Origin of the sequence: Bacillus sp. HU-1818, assembly GCF_022695965.1 — a bacterium.
Lineage (GTDB): Bacteria > Bacillota > Bacilli > Bacillales > Bacillaceae > Bacillus > Bacillus atrophaeus.
Genome location: NZ_JAAPBE010000003.1, coordinates 539,324 through 556,351, shown reverse-complemented (window position 1 = coordinate 556,351; position 17,028 = coordinate 539,324). Strand labels below are relative to the sequence as shown.

The 17,028-nt window shown below is 43.7% G+C and carries 19 protein-coding genes; 6 read left to right on the top strand and 13 right to left on the bottom strand.

The window, feature by feature from the left end; all coding sequences use genetic code 11:
• The first annotated feature begins 79 nt into the window (after positions 1-79).
• Positions 80-853: an alpha/beta fold hydrolase gene (locus GXP75_RS13375; protein WP_242557006.1), complete on the top strand. Its 774-nt coding sequence runs from the start codon at positions 80-82 to the stop codon at positions 851-853.
• A 331-nt stretch (positions 854-1,184) separates the two neighbouring features.
• Here GXP75_RS13375 and rpmG read toward each other — a convergent pair whose 3' ends face one another.
• Both rpmG and rnz read right to left on the bottom strand, forming a co-directional pair.
• Complete coding sequence (rpmG, locus tag GXP75_RS13370) at positions 1,185-1,334, bottom strand: 50S ribosomal protein L33 (protein ID WP_003325527.1); 150 nt, start codon at positions 1,332-1,334, stop codon at positions 1,185-1,187.
• An 80-nt stretch (positions 1,335-1,414) separates the two neighbouring features.
• A complete protein-coding gene (rnz, locus tag GXP75_RS13365; protein ID WP_242557005.1) occupies positions 1,415-2,341 on the bottom strand; it encodes a ribonuclease Z in 927 nt (308 codons plus the stop codon).
• Positions 2,342-2,571: 230 nt separating this feature from the next.
• On the opposite strand from rnz, the gene zwf reads away from it, so the two are divergent.
• Positions 2,572-4,044, top strand: coding sequence for a glucose-6-phosphate dehydrogenase (gene zwf / locus GXP75_RS13360; protein WP_242557004.1), 1,473 nt, complete (start codon positions 2,572-2,574; stop codon positions 4,042-4,044).
• A gap of 107 nt (positions 4,045-4,151) precedes the next feature.
• On the opposite strand, the gene gndA is transcribed toward zwf, so the two are convergent.
• Positions 4,152-5,561: an NADP-dependent phosphogluconate dehydrogenase gene (gene gndA / locus GXP75_RS13355; RefSeq protein WP_003325524.1), complete on the bottom strand. Its 1,410-nt coding sequence runs from the start codon at positions 5,559-5,561 to the stop codon at positions 4,152-4,154.
• 109 nt (positions 5,562-5,670) lie between these two features.
• On the bottom strand, positions 5,671-6,915 hold the full coding sequence (locus GXP75_RS13350) for a DNA polymerase IV (protein WP_242557003.1): 1,245 nt from the start codon (positions 6,913-6,915) through the stop codon (positions 5,671-5,673).
• A gap of 78 nt (positions 6,916-6,993) precedes the next feature.
• Between GXP75_RS13350 and GXP75_RS13345 the strand changes: the two genes are divergently transcribed.
• The 3 genes from GXP75_RS13345 to GXP75_RS13335 all read left to right on the top strand — a co-directional run bounded on the left by GXP75_RS13345 (position 6,994) and on the right by GXP75_RS13335 (position 9,034).
• Positions 6,994-7,275, top strand: a complete 282-nt coding sequence (locus GXP75_RS13345; protein WP_003325522.1) for a hypothetical protein — start codon at positions 6,994-6,996, stop codon at positions 7,273-7,275.
• A 29-nt stretch (positions 7,276-7,304) separates the two neighbouring features.
• Complete coding sequence (locus GXP75_RS13340) at positions 7,305-8,138, top strand: membrane protein insertase YidC (protein ID WP_242557002.1); 834 nt, start codon at positions 7,305-7,307, stop codon at positions 8,136-8,138.
• A 161-nt stretch (positions 8,139-8,299) separates the two neighbouring features.
• Positions 8,300-9,034, top strand: coding sequence for a YqjF family protein (locus GXP75_RS13335; RefSeq protein WP_242557001.1), 735 nt, complete (start codon positions 8,300-8,302; stop codon positions 9,032-9,034).
• A 53-nt stretch (positions 9,035-9,087) separates the two neighbouring features.
• Here the strand turns inward: GXP75_RS13335 and GXP75_RS13330 are convergent, their stop codons facing one another.
• Genes GXP75_RS13330 through mce form a run of 3 tightly spaced genes read right to left on the bottom strand, consistent with a single transcriptional unit; the run spans position 9,088 to position 12,162 of the window.
• The gene (locus tag GXP75_RS13330) at positions 9,088-10,203 is read right to left on the bottom strand and encodes a M20/M25/M40 family metallo-hydrolase (RefSeq protein WP_061572882.1); all 1,116 of its coding nucleotides are present in this window, start codon (positions 10,201-10,203) and stop codon (positions 9,088-9,090) included.
• A 17-nt stretch (positions 10,204-10,220) separates the two neighbouring features.
• Positions 10,221-11,747, bottom strand: coding sequence for an acyl-CoA carboxylase subunit beta (locus GXP75_RS13325; protein ID WP_396022467.1), 1,527 nt, complete (start codon positions 11,745-11,747; stop codon positions 10,221-10,223).
• The gene (gene mce / locus GXP75_RS13320) at positions 11,734-12,162 is read right to left on the bottom strand and encodes a methylmalonyl-CoA epimerase (RefSeq protein ID WP_242557000.1); all 429 of its coding nucleotides are present in this window, start codon (positions 12,160-12,162) and stop codon (positions 11,734-11,736) included. Before mce ends, GXP75_RS13325 begins: the two co-directional genes overlap by 14 nt.
• Before the next feature lie 103 nt (positions 12,163-12,265).
• On the opposite strand from mce, the gene prli42 reads away from it, so the two are divergent.
• Positions 12,266-12,358, top strand: a complete 93-nt coding sequence (gene prli42, locus GXP75_RS13315) for a stressosome-associated protein Prli42 (RefSeq protein WP_149917137.1) — start codon at positions 12,266-12,268, stop codon at positions 12,356-12,358.
• 21 nt (positions 12,359-12,379) lie between these two features.
• Here prli42 and GXP75_RS13310 read toward each other — a convergent pair whose 3' ends face one another.
• From GXP75_RS13310 to brxB, 6 genes are all read right to left on the bottom strand, one after another.
• Positions 12,380-12,910 carry a L,D-transpeptidase gene (locus GXP75_RS13310; RefSeq protein WP_242556999.1) on the bottom strand — a complete coding sequence of 177 codons (531 nt, stop codon included), beginning with the start codon at positions 12,908-12,910 and terminating at the stop codon, positions 12,380-12,382.
• A 51-nt stretch (positions 12,911-12,961) separates the two neighbouring features.
• Positions 12,962-13,930: an aromatic acid exporter family protein gene (locus GXP75_RS13305; protein ID WP_010789152.1), complete on the bottom strand. Its 969-nt coding sequence runs from the start codon at positions 13,928-13,930 to the stop codon at positions 12,962-12,964.
• 73 nt (positions 13,931-14,003) lie between these two features.
• Positions 14,004-14,726, bottom strand: a complete 723-nt coding sequence (artM, locus tag GXP75_RS13300) for an arginine ABC transporter ATP-binding protein ArtM (protein WP_061670033.1) — start codon at positions 14,724-14,726, stop codon at positions 14,004-14,006.
• Positions 14,719-15,378 (bottom strand): arginine ABC transporter permease ArtQ, encoded by a 660-nt coding sequence (artQ, locus tag GXP75_RS13295; RefSeq protein ID WP_003325511.1) that lies wholly within the window; start codon positions 15,376-15,378, stop codon positions 14,719-14,721. The genes artM and artQ overlap by 8 nt, the downstream gene beginning before the upstream one ends.
• Before the next feature lie 63 nt (positions 15,379-15,441).
• A complete protein-coding gene (gene artP / locus GXP75_RS13290) occupies positions 15,442-16,209 on the bottom strand; it encodes an arginine ABC transporter substrate-binding protein ArtP (protein WP_150223213.1) in 768 nt (255 codons plus the stop codon).
• A gap of 257 nt (positions 16,210-16,466) precedes the next feature.
• Positions 16,467-16,904 (bottom strand): bacilliredoxin BrxB, encoded by a 438-nt coding sequence (gene brxB, locus GXP75_RS13285; RefSeq protein ID WP_061572876.1) that lies wholly within the window; start codon positions 16,902-16,904, stop codon positions 16,467-16,469.
• Positions 16,905-17,028: the final 124 nt, after the last annotated feature.

Below are 17,028 nucleotides of genomic sequence, written 5' to 3'. Positions count from 1 at the left end.
CTCTTTTTTTATTTTTCGAGAAACGATTGCCCGACGTTCTGCGTCTCCCTATTAGAACCAATTAGAGGAGATGACTCCAATGAATACAGCATGGGAAGAAAAGACATATACAGTTGACGGATGCCCTTTTCATACAAAACACCGCAAAGGATCTAGTGATGTTACGGTTGTCTTTGAAGCCGGCTACGGCACATCTTCTGAGACATGGAACCCATTACTGGCTAACATTGATGAAGAACTTGGAATTTTCACATACGATAGAGCCGGACTCGGCAAAAGCGGACGAAGCGCATACAGCAGAACGGCAGACCGCATGGTAAAGGAATTGAAAGCATTGCTTCATCGAGCAGGTGTAAAGCCTCCATATCTTGTTGTCTCGCATTCATACGGTGCAATTATCAGCAGATTATGGGCCAGCCAGAACCGCCGGGATATTATAGGAATGGTACTGCTTGATCCGGCTTCTGAAGATCAAGAAAACAATGTGCTCCCCCTTATGCCTGAAGACATGCAAGCCGCGTATTACAGACAGTTTATATTAGAAGGTTCACACGCAGAATTTCTTACAAGCCTCCGCCAGATCAAAAAACAGCAAATCCACTTAGGTGATATGCCGCTTTTGATTTTATCTTCCGGAGAGCGAAACGAACGCTTAAAAAAGGCGCACAAAGAATGGCAAAAGCTGCACAGCAGCATCCTGTCCTTATCTAATCAAAGCGGCTGGATTCAGGCTGAAAACAGCTCCCACGACATTCATCACGATGAACCGCATATCGTTCATCTTGCTCTTTACGATGTATGGTGCGCAGCCCGCCAGCAAATGGGCGCTCCAGTCTATCAAGCGGTGAACTGACCGGCGTAAAACCAATTTAAATACAGACCAGTGATAATGATCCCCAACCATGTAAAAGAGTCCGCGGATTCAGGATGAAACACTTTTACTTGGAGGGGATTTTTTATTGCTGATAGAACAGCGTACACCTAATATTCAGAAGAACCGTAAGTCATTGGTTTCGATTCGTTGTAAGGAAATGTTCCCTAAGAGAATTCGGCTAAAAGGAAATTGCCTTTCTCCTCTAAAATTAAACCTAAAAAATACAGCCTTTGTTCTCCGATAGAAATCAGAACACAAAGGCTGTACAAGATCTGCTCAAGGAACCGGGCAGACTCGGTTATTTTACCAATTACTTTGTTTCACGGTGAATCGTGTATTTCTTTAAACGCGGTGAGTATTTTTTAAGCTCCAGACGATCTGGATTCGTGCGTTTATTTTTTGTTGTGATGTAGTTTCTGTCCCCTGTTTCAGTGCATGCTAAAGTAACATTGACTCTCATTTTTAAAATCCTCCTCTTAAAACGTAATTATTACGCTTTATTATACAATATGAGCATATCCTGTCAACCATAAACCTTTTTTAGCTCCGGTGTACATCAATTTCCAGAAAATCAAATGCTGTCATACTGTTTGGGAAAATATCCTCCGCTTCCGTTAACAGCATCTGCAAAGAGGCTTCTCCCTGATATCTCGCACTGATATGGGTTAATATGAGCTTCTTTGCCCCTGCTTCCTTAGCTGTTTTTGCAGCTTGTTCAGTTGTGCTGTGAAAATAATCATGGGCAAGCTTATCATCTCCCTTTGCAAAGGTAGCTTCATGGACAAGCACATCTGCACCTGCCGCAAGCTCCTTCACATTTGAGCACACTCTTGTATCTCCGGAAAATGCTACGACCCGTCCCTTTTTAGGCTCGTCCAGAAAATCTCTTCCATTAATCACACGCCCGTCTTCGAGTGTGACCTCTTCCCCTTGTTTGATTTTTTGATAAATCGGACCCGGCGGGATTTTCATTTCTTTTAATAAATCTGCTTTTAACGCACCCGGCATATCTTTTTCCTGTACGCGATAACCAAATGCAGGAACACCATGAATCACAGGCTTGGCAGTCACGGTAAATTGGTCATCTTCAAAGATAACTCCTTCTTCTATTTCTATGATGGCGAGAGGATAAGTCAGACGTGTCGCTGTCACGTTAAGGCTCGTCTCTATGAAGGCTCTAATACCTTTAGGTCCGTAGATTGTCAGTTCATCCTCCCCCCCTTGAAAGGATCGGCTTCCGAGCAGCCCTGGAAGGCCGTACACATGGTCACCGTGCATGTGGGTGATAAAGATTTTTTCAATTTTACGGGGCTTAATAGATGTATGTAATATTTGATGCTGTGTGGCTTCCCCGCAGTCAAACAGCCAGACTGAACGCCTTTCTTCCAGCAGCTTTAACGCAATGGATGAGACGTTTCTTGATTTGGCCGGTATGCCGGCGCCGGTCCCTAAAAATAGTAATTCCACATTTCTTTCCTCCTACACAACGCTTGTTACCTACAAGAATACAGGATCAAACTGAAAATGTGAATCTCGCCCTGCTTTCGGTTTCTCCGCCGATTGGTCATTTAAAAAAGTTTTTTCTCCATTCTGCAAAAAAGAGGCTGAAATGTTTGCTTTCATTGAATTTTAGATTTAAAATGAAGAAAATATACGGGGTACTAAAATAATGCTTCGAATAAAGTGAGGTACTTTTAGTGAAAACAGATCAAAAACATCCAAAAGCAGTGATTGTTATATTCGGCGCAACAGGAGATTTAGCCAAGCGGAAACTTTATCCGTCCATTCACCGTTTATATAAGAATGGCCAGATAGGGGAAGAATTTGCGGTTGTTGGTGTCGGAAGAAGACCTTGGTCGAATGAGGATCTTCGGCAAACCGTTAAAAAGTCCATTTCAGCAGGCGGCGATAAACATACAGATGATTTCACGTCTCACTTTTATTATCATCCGTTTGACGTGACAAATCCGAGTTCGTATCAGGAGCTGAAAGTGCTCCTCGATCAGTTAGAACTTACATACGAAATTCCGAACAACAGAATGTTCTACTTAGCGATGGCTCCTGAATTTTTCGGCACGATCGCGAAATCCTTAAAATCAGAAGGAGTGACGGCTACAACAGGCTGGTCGCGCCTTGTGATTGAAAAACCGTTCGGCCATGACCTGCCGAGCGCGAAAGAACTAAACAAAGAAATTCGTGAAGCGTTCACCGAAGATCAGATTTACCGAATTGACCACTATTTAGGCAAACAGATGGTGCAGAATATTGAAGTTATCCGATTTGCCAATGCGATTTTCGAACCGCTGTGGACAAACCGCTACATCTCAAATATTCAAATCACATCAAGTGAGGATCTGGGCGTAGAAGACCGTGCCAGATATTATGAAACATCCGGCGCCCTTCGCGACATGGTGCAAAACCACATTTTACAAATGGTCGCCCTGCTTGCCATGGAGCCGCCAATCAAGCTTAACACTGAAGAAATCCGCAGTGAAAAGGTAAAGGTTCTCAGAGCGCTTCGGCCGATCGCCAAAGAAGAAGTGGATCAATACTTTGTACGCGGACAATATCAGGCAGGCATGATTGATGGCAGGCCTGTACCGGCTTATCCGGAAGAGCAAAACGTTGCACCAGATTCAAATACAGAAACATTTGTTTCAGGGAAGCTCTTGATTGATAACTTCAGATGGGCGGGTGTTCCATTCTATATCCGCACAGGGAAACGAATGAAAGAAAAATCCACAAAAATCGTGGTTGAATTCAAGGAAATCCCAATGAATCTATATTACGGCAATGAAAAACAAATAAACCCTAATTTACTTGTCATTCACATTCAGCCGGATGAAGGGATTACCTTATATTTAAATGCAAAAAAATTGGGCGGAGCCGCGCATGCTCAGCCGATCAAACTTGATTACTGCAGCAATTGCAGTGATGAAATGAACACGCCGGAAGCTTACGAGAAGCTCATCCACGACTGTCTGCTCGGTGATGCGACAAACTTTGCGCATTGGGATGAAGTGGCGCTTTCCTGGAGTTTCGTCGATTCAATTTCAGAAACATGGGCTTCAAACAAAACCCTTTCTCCTAACTATGAAGCAGGCTCAATGGGTCCGAAAGAATCAGACGATCTTTTATCAAAAGACGGCTTTCAATGGTGGAATATTTAACAAATCAAAGGCCAGAGCTATAGCTCTGGCCTTTGATTTGCATACTTATTATCGTATTTCGATTATAAAAAACCCCGCAGCGTATAGGCCTGCGGGGTTCATTTTAATTACTTCATCCATTCAGTATGGAATACGCCTTCTTTATCAGTGCGCTCGTAAGTATGAGCACCAAAGTAGTCACGCTGCGCCTGAATTAAATTTGCAGGCAGTACAGCTGTGCGGTAGCTGTCATAGTAAGCAAGTGCGCTGGAGAAAGAAGGAACCGGCACGCCTTGGCTGACAGCGAGTGATATCACTTGGCGAAGCGCTCCTTGGTAGCTTTCCACTATGTTTTTGAAATAGTTGTCTAGCAGCAGGTTATCAAGCTCCGGCTCACGGTCGTAAGCTTCTTTAATCTGCTGAAGGAACGCAGCGCGGATGATACAGCCGCCGCGGAAAATCATAGCGATTTCGCCATATTTCAAATCCCAGTTGTATTCGTCAGAAGCAGCTTTCATTTGAGCAAAACCTTGTGCGTAAGAACAAATTTTACTCATGAACAATGCTTTTCTGACCGCTTCGATCAATTCAGCTTTGTTTTCAGTAACAGGTTTAGCTTCAGGGCCTGCAAGAAGACCGCTGGCTTTCACACGCTCATCCTTCATTGCTGAAATAAAGCGGGCAAAAACAGATTCAGTGATAATCGGCAGCGGTACGCCTAAATCAAGCGCGCTTTGGCTTGTCCATTTCCCTGTTCCTTTTTGACCTGCTTTATCAAGAATCACGTCAACAAGCGGTTTGCCTGTTTCTTCATCTTTTTTCGTGAAGATGTCAGCTGTGATCTCAATCAAATAGCTGTCAAGCTCGCCTTTATTCCACTCGGCAAATACTTCGTGAAGTTCTTCAGCGGAAAGTCCGAGCACCTGTTTCAAAATGAAGTAGGATTCTGAGATCAGCTGCATGTCTCCGTATTCAATTCCGTTGTGGACCATTTTGACATAGTGACCGGCACCGTCAGGACCGATATACGTTGTACAAGCTTCACCGTCTACTTTTGCTGCAATCGCTTCGAGGATCGGCTTCACAAGCTCATGAGCTTCTTTTTGTCCGCCAGGCATAATAGAAGGCCCTTTAAGCGCTCCTTCTTCTCCGCCTGATACGCCTGTGCCGATAAAGTGGATTCCGCTTTCTGCGAGCTCCTTATTGCGGCGCTGTGTATCTTTATAATATGTATTTCCGCCGTCAATCAAAATGTCGTCTTTCTCTAAATGAGGAAGAAGCGATTGAATTGTCGCATCTGTTGCTGCACCCGCTTTAACCATAAGCAAGATTTTGCGAGGCGCTTCTAAAGATTGGACAAACTCTTCAATGCTGTATGTACCGACAACGTTCTTGCCTTGAGCTTCTTGCAGAAATTCTTCTGTTTTGCTGCTGGATCTGTTGTAAACCGAAACAGAGAAACCGCGGCTTTCGATATTTAGAGCAAGATTTTTACCCATTACGGCAAGGCCGATAACTCCGATTTGTTGTTTTGACATATTCTAACGTCCCTTCTACAAACGTTTAACCATTTTAAAATTTAAATTAAAATAAAATGATATTTATAATATTGAAATTACCATACTTCACCCCCTTTTTTCAAGTTATTCAGCTTTTCTTTTCGTCTTGAAAAAAGTCTTTATTAAAGCTCGTTCCCTTTGTTTTACTTTCTTTCTTTTTGACTTTGGCGCCCTTTTTGATCATATTGGAACCGAACTTCTGATTGAGCTTTTCCATCATCTGTTGAATCGGTTCATCTTTTGCATCTTCTGTAAATGAAAACAAGTCAAGCTGTTTATACGCTTGTTCTTTTTCAACCAGATCAGTTCCCGTAATGCCGAGAAGTCTGACAGGCTCTCTGCTCCAGTGCTTAAAAAAGAGATTTTCCGCCTCTTGCATAATTTCGTTCTTCTGATCAATTGGATTTTTCAGCATCAGGCTTCTGGTGATTGTTTTCCAATTACTATAGCGGATCATGATAAAAAGCTTTGAAGCCATGACTTCTTTTCGCTGAAGACGGTCGCTGACAGAAGCCGCGAGCTTTCTGAAAACACCAAGCAGCTCTTCTTCGTCTGTGCTGTCATGCGAAAGTGTCGAGGAGTTGCCCACACTTTTAAATTCATAAATACGCTCCGGGTCAACCTCCGCATGGTGAATCCCGTTTGCTTTATTTTTCAGCCGCGGTCCATTTATGCCGAGCAGACGTTTTAATGCATGCTCATCGGCAGCGGCCAGATCTCCGATCGTATATATGCCAAGGCTCTTTATTTTTTCCGCCGTCTTCTTTCCAACACCGTGCATTTCCCCGACTGGCAGCGGCCAAAGAATGTCCGGTACCTCCCTTTTTCTTAAAATGGTAATGCCAAGCGGCTTTTTCATATTAGACGCCATCTTAGCTAGGAATTTATTCGGGGCAATGCCGATGCTTGACGGAAGCAGAAGCTCCTTTTGCAGCCGGTTCTGAATCTCCTTTGCTGTGTCGTATGCCGTGAAGCTGTATGGCGTATCGGTAATATCCATATATCCTTCATCAATCGAAACAGGTTCAACAAGCTCAGTATACTGGCGCAGAATCTGAAACATTTCTCTTGACGAGCTTCTGTAGCGGTCAAAGTTCGGAGGCAGAATGATCAGCTCGGGGCACTTGCGCTTCGCTTCCCACACGGGCATCGTGGTTTTCACGCCGCGCGCTCTTGCTTCATAGCTGCATGTGACCACAATTCCCTTTCTCTCCTTAACATTCCCAGCAACTGCGATCGGCTTTCCTTTTAAAGAAGGATCGTACGCCATTTCGACAGATGCATAAAAACTATTCATATCAATATGAAAAATGATTCTGCCCTTGCCTGACATAAAGATTTCTCCTTTTTCGTTCAATAGACAATCGCTTGTACATATAGTAAACTATAGGTATTGAATGGATGTGATTTAATGGTAGTTGAATCGATGAATGACTTTTTATTCTTAGTCGATTTCTTCACAATTATTCTTCCCGCTTTGACGGCAATCGGCATCGCTTTTTTGTTGCGGGAGTGCCGAATTGGCGAGCAATGGAAGACGAAACGCATAGATGAATACCAGACGGTCGTTCAAATTAACCGAACAGACTTTCTTATTATTATATATCATCGCATTACGACATGGATACGTAAAGTCATTCGCATGAATTCTCCGGCGAATGATGATGAAGAATTCGGTTCCCTTCTTTTATAAACAGCATTTATAAAAAGGAGGAGAACATATTGTTCAAAACTTATAAAAAATTGATTGCTTTTGGATTCTTTTTTATCGTACTATTCACAGGAAATGCGGCTTTTGCCGCAACCCCGCAGACGGGCGGCCTTGGTAATATCGGATTTTTCCACGACTATTTAATCGAGCCGTTTTCAGCATTGCTGAAAGGGGTTGCCGGGCTGTTTAACGGAGAATACGGGCTTTCTATTATACTTGTAACTATTATTGTCCGGGTGATCGTGCTGCCTTTGTTTGTTCATCAATTTAAAAAGCAGCGTGTGTTCCAGGAAAAGATGGCGGTAATCAAGCCGCAGGTTGACAGCATTCAGGCAAAAATTAAAAAAAACAAAGACCCGGAAAAGCAGAAAGAACTGCAAATGGAAATGATGAAGCTGTATCAGGAAAACAATCTCAATCCGCTTGCAATGGGCTGTCTACCCATGCTTGTGCAGTTTCCGATTCTGATCGGATTTTATTATGCCATTCGTTCGACGCCTGAAATTGCGTCACACTCTTTCTTATGGTTCAGCTTAGGCCAATCCGATATTCTTGTTTCCCTTTGCGCCGGAGCCATGTACTTTATTCAGGCATATGCGTCGCAAAAACTGAACACTAAATATTCAGCAGCGCCGCAAAACCCTGCAGCACAGCAATCTGCGAAGATCATGGTGTTTTTCTTCCCTGTGATGATGACGATTTTCTCGCTTAATGTTCCGGCCGCTCTGCCTCTTTACTGGTTTACAAGCGGGCTGTTCCTAACCGTGCAAAACGTCATTTTGCAGCAGACCTATCACAAAAATAAAAACAAAGAGATCGCAGCTCAAACCGAGCCTGCAAATTAAATAGTAAATAACCCCGGCTAAAAGCCGGGGTTATTCTTTTGGATTCATAACGGACGCTAGCAGATGAATGGCGATGCACCGTGCCGTGTGATATTTCGTTTAAAAACAGAGTAACCGGGAATAGCTTTACACACATGCAATAAAAAAAGGAGCAGAAAATGATGACTGACCGTTTTAATCAAAAAAATACTTCTGTACCTAAGGGTGTATGGATAATGAGACAAACATGGAATGATGTCTTATTTGCCCATTGGCCGGTCGATCCCTCGATCCTTCGTGACAAAGTCCCCTCTGTTTTGAAATTAGATACCTATAACGGGATGGCTTGGATCAGCGTGCTGCCCTTTATGTTAACGGATCTTCGGGCTCGTTTTCTTCCTCCGATTCCCGGAGCTCATTCCTTTCCTGAACTTAACTTCCGTACCTATGTAACCTATAAAGGCAAACCCGGCATTTATTTTTTCAGCTTAGACGCCGATCACAGGCTGGCGGTTCAAGGCGCCCGCACCTTTTTTCATCTTCCTTATTTCTATGCTGATATGAATGCTGAAAAAAGCGGTGATATCATTCAATATGCCAGTAAAAGACAAGATGCCAGAAGCGCGAAGGCTGAATTCAGCGCCAGTTATCGGCCGATATCTGCCCCTTTTACAGCCGAAAAGGAGTCGCTAGATTACTGGCTCACAGAACGATACAGACTATATACCTCTCATCACAACAAGCTTTATTTTGAAGACATTCACCACCATCCATGGATGCTGAAAAGGGCAGAGGCTCACTTTACCATCAATACGACAGCCGAAGCTCACGGTATACAATTGCCGCACTCAGAACCTTTGCTTCATTACGCTGAAAAACAAGACGTCTTATTTTGGCCCCTTAGACGGTGGCGGTAAAATGCTTATAAAAAAACCCGAATGCAGATTATGTCCTGCATTCGGGTTAACTTTTATTTTGCCGCCTCTTCAATAATCGCAACAACGATTTCTGCTGTTTTGACAAGTTCTTCGACAGGCATTTTTTCATTTTTCGTATGAATCTCTTCGTAGCCTACTGCAAGGTTGACGGTCGGGATGCCGTGGCCTGCGATAACGTTAGCGTCGCTTCCGCCTCCGCTCGTTTGCAGCTCGCTCGGACGGCCGATTTTTGCCGCCGCTTTTTTCGCGACTTCAACAACCTGGTCTCCGTCTTGATATTTAAAGCCCGGATACATGACTTCAATCGTTACTTCCGCGCGTCCGCCCATATCAGCCGCAGCCTCTTCAAAAGCCGCTTTCATTTTTTGAACTTGCGCCTCCATTTTTTCAGGAACTAAAGAACGCGCTTCAGCTAGGATATCAACTTGGTCGCAGACAATATTGGTTTGCGTGCCGCCCTCAAATCGTCCGATATTGGCTGTCGTCTCTTTATCAATCCGGCCTAACGGCATTTTGGAGATTGCTTTAGAGGCGATCGTAATGGCAGAGATGCCTTTTTCCGGTTCAACCCCGGCGTGCGCTGTTTTTCCGTAAATAGAGGCTTTCACCTTCGCCTGAGTCGGTGCGGCTACAATGATATTCCCCACTTTTCCGTCTGAGTCAAGCGCAAACCCGTATTTCGCGGTAATGAGCGAACGATCGAGTGCTTTTGCTCCTATCAAACCTGACTCTTCTCCGACAGTAATGATAAATTCAATCGTGCCGTGCTCAATATTTTCTTCCTTCAGCACTTTGATCGCTTCAAGCATCGCCGCAAGTCCGGCTTTATCGTCAGCGCCTAAAATCGTTGTGCCATCTGTTTTGACATAACCGTTTTCCACAGTTGGTTTCACGCCGTTTCCCGGGACAACGGTATCCATGTGCGAAGTAAAATAAATGGTATCCGCTTGCTTGGTTCCTTTTAATGTACAAATCAGGTTTCCTGCTCCATGTCCGGTGACAGCCGTTGTATCGTCCTCTGTCACGGTTACGCCTAAATCAGAAAATTTTTGTTTTAAGACTTTGCAGATTTCAGCCTCATGTTTTGTTTCTGAGTCAATTTGGACAAGTTCTAAAAATTCTTCGAGCAGGCGTTTTTCATTCACCATTTGTAAGTCCCTCCATTTTAAAGCGGTATATTACCGTGCTTTTTTTTCGGTCTCTCTTCTGTCTTATGTGTCAGCATGTCAAAAGCTTGAATCAGCCTTTTCCTTGATTCTTCCGGCAGAATGATGTCGTCCACCATTCCATAGGCCGCTGCTTTGTAAGGGCCGGCATTTTGTTTTTTGTATTCTGCTGTTTTTTTCCGCTTTGCTTTTTCCGGATCAGCCGAGGCTTTAATTTCCTTTTCGTACAGTATGGATGCTGCGCCTTCTGACCCCATGACGGCAATTTCAGCGCTCGGCCAGGCGAAAACAAGGTCTGCCCCGATCGCCTTGCTGTTCATTGCGACATAGGCGCCTCCATAAGCTTTTCTGACAATGAGTGTCACTTTCGGAACTGTTGCTTCCGCATAAGCAAACAGCAATTTCGCGCCGTGTCTGATAATTCCGCCGTGTTCCTGCTGTATTCCGGGGAGAAACCCGGGGACATCTTCCACCGTTAAAAGCGGGATGTGAAAAGCGTCGCAAAAGCGGATGAACCGTGACGCTTTGTCAGCAGCATCAATGGTCAGGCTGCCCGCCAAATGTTTTGGCTGGCTGGCGACGATTCCGATCGCCTTTTGGCCAAGCCTTGCAAATCCAATGACAATGTTTTTCGCAAAATACGGCTGCACCTCAAAAAATGTGTCCCGATCGGCCAGCTCCTCAATCACATGCCGAATGTCATACGGCTTTGAACCGTCAGCGGGCACAAGTTTATTTAATAACGGTCTGGCCGTTTCTTTTTGAGCGGGCGGCGATGATTGGCGGCTGTGCGGAAAATAGGAAAGCAGCTTTCTAACCTCTGCCAGCACCTCTTCTTCCGTTTTTCCTGAAAAGTGTGCATTTCCGCTTACCACGTTATGTATACCTGCTCCGCCCAAGCTCTCCGCGTCAATGTGTTCCCCGGTTACTTTTTCAATCACTTTCGGTCCTGTGATAAACATCTGGCCCGTGTTTTCGGCCATAAAAACAAAATCAGTGAGAGCCGGAGAATAGACGGCACCCCCAGCGCACGGACCTAAAATAACTGAGATTTGCGGGATCACTCCGGAATAAAGCACGTTGCGGTAAAATATGTGACCGTATCCATCTAATGATACCACACCCTCTTGAATTCTCGCACCACCTGAGTCGTTCAATCCGATAAACGGCGCTTTGCTTTTCGCTGCCAAATCCATCACAGCGGTAATCTTTTTGGCGTGCGTTTCTCCAAGCGCCCCGCCGAAAACAGTGAAGTCATGTGCAAATAAATAAACAGGGCGGCCTTCAATCGTTCCATAACCGGTGACCACGCCGTCTCCGGGAAAAACGCGCTTATGGGCGGGGTAGCGGCTTTCCATAAAGGGATTCAGCTCTATAAAGCTATCCTTATCAAGCAAACATGAGATTCGCTCTCTCGCTGTCAGCTTTCCTTTCTTTCGCTGCTGATTCTGCTTTTCCATTCCTCCGCCCTCTGCCGCAAGCAGCCGCCTTTTGTGCAAATCGTTGATATGGTCATTCATGTCCATAGTCCGAATCCCCTTTCTTGCCATACTCACACAGTTCGATGAGCACACCATTTGTTTCCTTCGGAGAGATAAACGCGATCTGTTTGCCGCCCGCCCCTTTTCTTGGCTCGCGGTCTATTAATTCAATCCGCTGATTCGCCAAGGCCGTAAGCTTTTCAGATAAATCGCCGCACAAAAAGGCCAGGTGGTGCAGTCCCTGACCTTTTTTCTTCAAAAATGAACCGACGGGGCTGTCCGGCGTTAACGGTTCGATCAGCTCCAGCTTTGTTTCTCCAGCCTGAAAAAATGCCGTTTTCACCTGCTGGTCTTCTATCACCTCTTGACCGATTAAGGTGAGTCCCAACACACGCTCATAAAACGCTCTTTCCTTTTCTATGGAACATACGGCAATCGCGATATGATCAAGCTTTTTCACAAAAATCCCCACTTTCAATATACTTCAGGCAGGTGATGATATGGCTTGTCCGCCAGTTCAAAACACGTTAAAATAATAGACAGCATAACTAAGGAGTGAAATTATGTCCCAAAAACTAATGAAAAGTGTTTTAATCGTGATTTTGGGAGTTTTTATCCTGTCTACAGTGCTCTCGGGAGTCATGATGTTTTTATAGTGATTAAAAAAGCAGGCGGCCTTATTGAACGGGAACACCCTGCTTTTTTGTCAGGGCTTTGTGCTCTATAGCTATATCCTCAAAAGAACGGCTGTCCTTCGTAATCAACACTTTCGTGCCTAAGGGAATGCTATCGAATAAATGAATGACCTCTTGATTATGCATTCTTATACAGCCGTTTGAAACAAACTCACCGATCAATTCGTCACGGTTTGTTCCGTGTATCCCATATATTCTTCCGTCAGTTCCTTCCGCGTCAAAACCGATCCACCTTGCGCCAAGCGGATTTTCAGGAGCTCCGCCTTCAATATTTTTCTTTCGGTAATAAGGATTTGCCGCCTTCACCGTTATGGAGAATTCTCCTTCAGGCGTGAGATCATCTGTTTTCCCGGTGGCTACTTGATAGATGCCTTCAACTTGATTATCCACAATATAAGCAAGCTGATTTGACGCTTTATTAATAATGACATAAGGATCTCCAGGGAGCGGATTTTCACCCAGCGGCCAAAGCGGGGACAGCATCAGCAGGATCGAACATAAAAAAAAGCGCATAAGCTCCTCCTTTTTCATTAGGTTGACCAATGAAGGAGGAGCTCATGCGAATTATCCGAGTGATTTTTGAGGTTTTATTCCTTTAAAGTAGCTTTTAATGACCAAATATTGTTCCATTTCGCCAAGCAAATGAAATAATGCGGCTCTTGCTTCAAATTCTTCTCTTGAAATCGGAAGCGGCATTTCCTCGAATTCTTTTCTCATTTCACAAAGTCTCTTTAAAAACTTATGAGCCGTATTTCCGGGATGGATGGCTTCTCGTAAATCCTGAATAAACGCAGCGATGATTTTCCCCTGCTCTACCGTTATGGATATAGAAGTGATTTTCGGCAGCAGGCGTTCTATAATTTCAAATTGCTTTTCCCGCATTTTAAAGTAATGATAATAAAGATTTTCATGGCGTAAGATGTGATTTTGCACATCACGATATGCGAGGTTTTTCGCCTCATGTATCAGCTGGTGGGTTTCAGGTATTTCTTTTCCCGTCCAGTCTTGCTCACCGGTTAACAAGTAACGCTCTATTTCAGCAAAGATAACGGCAAAGTTGTCCTCAATTTTCTTTTGATAGGCCAAAAGCTTCCTTTCAAGACTCGGCATATACAGATTCATTAAAAGAGCCACACCGATACCGATCGTAATTAATTGAACTTCATTCCAGACAAAACCAAACGTTATGCCTCCTGACATGTATAAGTGCAGAATGATAACTGAACTTGTGACGATGCCTTCATTGATTTTCAGCACAACAGTCGTCGGAATAAATAGCAGCAGAAGCGCTCCGATAACAAACGGATGATAGCCGATCAGCTCGAAAAAAAGATATGAAAAGAGAATAGCCAAACAGCAGGCCGCAAAACGGGCCCAAGACGCCTGCAGTGACCGTTTTTGCGTGATTTGTATGCACAAAATGGTGATGATTCCTGCTGATGCGAAGTTTTGCAAATGTAAAAGCTGAGCCAAATAGATGGCCAAAGCAGTTCCAAGTGCCGTCTTTAGGGTGCGATAACCAATTTTAAACATTGCGAACTCCATTCTTTTGTTACTTTGAAATCAAAAAAGAAGAAGATCACGCCTTCTTCTTTTTCACTTTATTTTATAATATTTTCTCCAAAAAGTCCTGCGCTCTTCTGGATTTTGGGGAAAGAAAAAATTCTTTCGGATTTCCGTCCTCCACAATCATTCCTTCATCCATAAATAACACGCGGTCTGCGACTTCTTTCGCAAAGCCCATTTCATGTGTGACGATGACCATTGTCATTCCTGTTTCGACCAGCTCTTTCATCACTTGCAGCACCTCTTTCACCATCTCAGGATCAAGCGCTGAGGTCGGCTCGTCAAACAGCATGATGTCCGGGTTCATCGCCAAGGCACGTGCGATGGCGACACGCTGTTTTTGCCCGCCTGACAAGCGGTTCGGATAGTCGTTTCTTTTATCAAACAAGCCGACTTTACGCAGAAGTTCTTCGGCTTTCTCCTGAGCCGCCTGTTTGGACTCTTTTTTCACATTCACAGGTGCATACATAATATTTTCCAGCACTGTTTTATGAGGAAACAGATGAAAATGCTGAAAAACCATCCCGATATTTTCCCGCACCTTCAATGTATTTGTTTTCGGTTTGGTGATTTCGTTGTCTTTGATCATAATTGTGCCGCCATTTGGTTTTTCCAAAAGATTTAAACAGCGGAGGAAAGTTGATTTGCCTGAGCCTGAAGGCCCGATGACCGCGACGACTTCACCTTCGCCTATTGTTGTTGAAATATTCTTTAACACTTCGTTTTTCCCGAATGATTTTGACAGCTTTTCAATCTTAATCATTGGCTTTCAGCTTCCTTTCTATAGCCTTACCAACAAATGTTAAAATAAGGACAAGCACATAATAAATCAATCCTGCGATGATCAGCGGCTCAAGATAATTGTAGGTGGCCGCTCCTGCCTGATACGCCCGTCTCATGATATCGCCGAGACCGATCACCGTGACAATCGCTGATTCTTTTGTCAGCGTAATTAATTCGTTGACGATCGCGGGAGAAATGTTTTTGAACGCCTGAGGCAAAAGCAAGTCCTTCATCATTTTGCTGTAAGGCACTCCGAGGGCGACTGCCGCTTCCTTTTGCCCTTTATCTATCGCGTTGATGCCCGCTCTGATGATTTCCGATACATAGGCAGCGGAGTTCAGGGACAATGCTGCAACTGCCGCCCAAAATTGGTCAATTTGAAATCCGAGAAGCTGAGGAAGTCCAAAATACACAATCATCAGCTGCAGGACGAGCGGTGTCCCGCGAAATACGGAAGTATAAAAATCAGCGATCCAAATCAGCGGACGAAACGTGCTGATTTTACATAAGCTTAGCACAATTCCTAAAATAAGTCCGATGACCGCTGAAACCACTACAATTTTGAGAGTAATTCCTAAACCTTCTAATATAAAAGGAATTTGGGGGATTGTTGCCGAGAAATCCAAATTCATAATTTTTGTCTCCTTTAAGTTCCTTTTCGCTAAAAAGGCTCAACGAAAAGTTGAGCCGCCTTTTTATTTCTCGTTGCTGAACCACTTTTTCTTCAATTTATCGAGCTCGCCATTGTCTTTCATTTCTTTAAGGGCCTTGTTGAACTTGTCAGTGAGGTCGCTGTCTTTTCTGAACGCAATGGCTGAACCGGCTTCCTCTGCTTTTGCATCCGGAATCGTAAAGCCTTGTAAGTCTTCATTTGAATTGAAGTAGCCCTCTGCCACCATGTCTTCAATAATGGCTGCGTCAAAACGGCCGGATTTGATCTCTTGGACCAAATCAGAGATTCTGTTGCGGTCTTCTGTTTTAAAATCATAATCCGGAGAAAGCTCTTTACCCTTCTCTTCCTGAATTGAGCCCAGCTGAACTCCGACTGTTTTCCCTTTCAGGTCGCTAAGCGAGTCGAGGCCGCTGTCTTTTTTGCTGACGATCATGTGATGCGCCGTGTAATAAATATCAGAAAAGTCGACTTGTTTTTTTCGTTCAGGTGTCGGTGTCATTCCTGAAAGCACCATATCAATCTGCTTTGATTTAAGCGCTGTTATTAAACTATTAAAATCCATATCCTGCACTTCAATTTCGTAGCCTGTTTTCTTAGCAAGCGCCTTTGCCAAATCAACATCAAAGCCGACGATATTATCACCATCTTTATATTCAAACGGTTTATAATCCGCCGATGTACCCATAATTATTTTTTTCTTGCCGTCTGCTGAATCAGAACTGCTTGATCCGCAAGCTGACAGTGCAAATGTAATACAAGCAGCAACAAGCAATAAGAGCCATTTTTTCATGATTGTTTCCCCCATATCATTACTTCTTTCACATTTGAATATTTATTCGTTAATATGTATTTTAAACACTTTCTTATTTTTATGCAATACTATTTTTAAAAATTATCTTATATGCCTTTTCTATCATAGTTTATCTATTCGTTTCTACTGATAAACAGAGCGCCGAAGACTGATTAAGTATTAATATTTATTCATTATAGATGCCAAAATTATGCACAAAAAAACCCGCAGCTGACAGCGCTGACGGGTTTCTTTTCTTATACTTCCTCGCAATATTCTTCAAAGGCTTCCTGAAGTTTGTTGACAACAGCCATTGGTTCATGGCCTTCAATTTCATGGCGTTCTACCATTTTTTGAATTTTGCCGTCTTTTAAAATTGCAAAAGAAGGTGAAGATGGCGGATAGCCTTCAAAATATTCTCTTGCTTTTGCTGTAGCCTCTTTATCTTGTCCGGCAAAAACGGTGACAAGATGGTCAGGTCTCTTATCATAATGGACGGAATGATAAGCGGCCGGTCTTGCGATTCCGCCAGCACATCCGCATACGGAGTTTACCATCACAAGCGTTGTTCCTTTTTTGGCAAGCGCTTCGTCTACTTCTTCAGCCGTTTTCAGTTCTGTATATCCGGCCGCAGTGATTTCCTGTCTGGCCTGACGCACTACATCGTTCATAAACAAATTAAAATCCATATTCAATGAAGACCTCTCCTTTTTCATCATCTGTTCTTATGATAGCAAGGAAATCACTATATCGGCAAATAACATTGCTTATTTCGAATACTTTTTTAAGCGGCAGCCTGGTATCATTAGTTTATCCTTA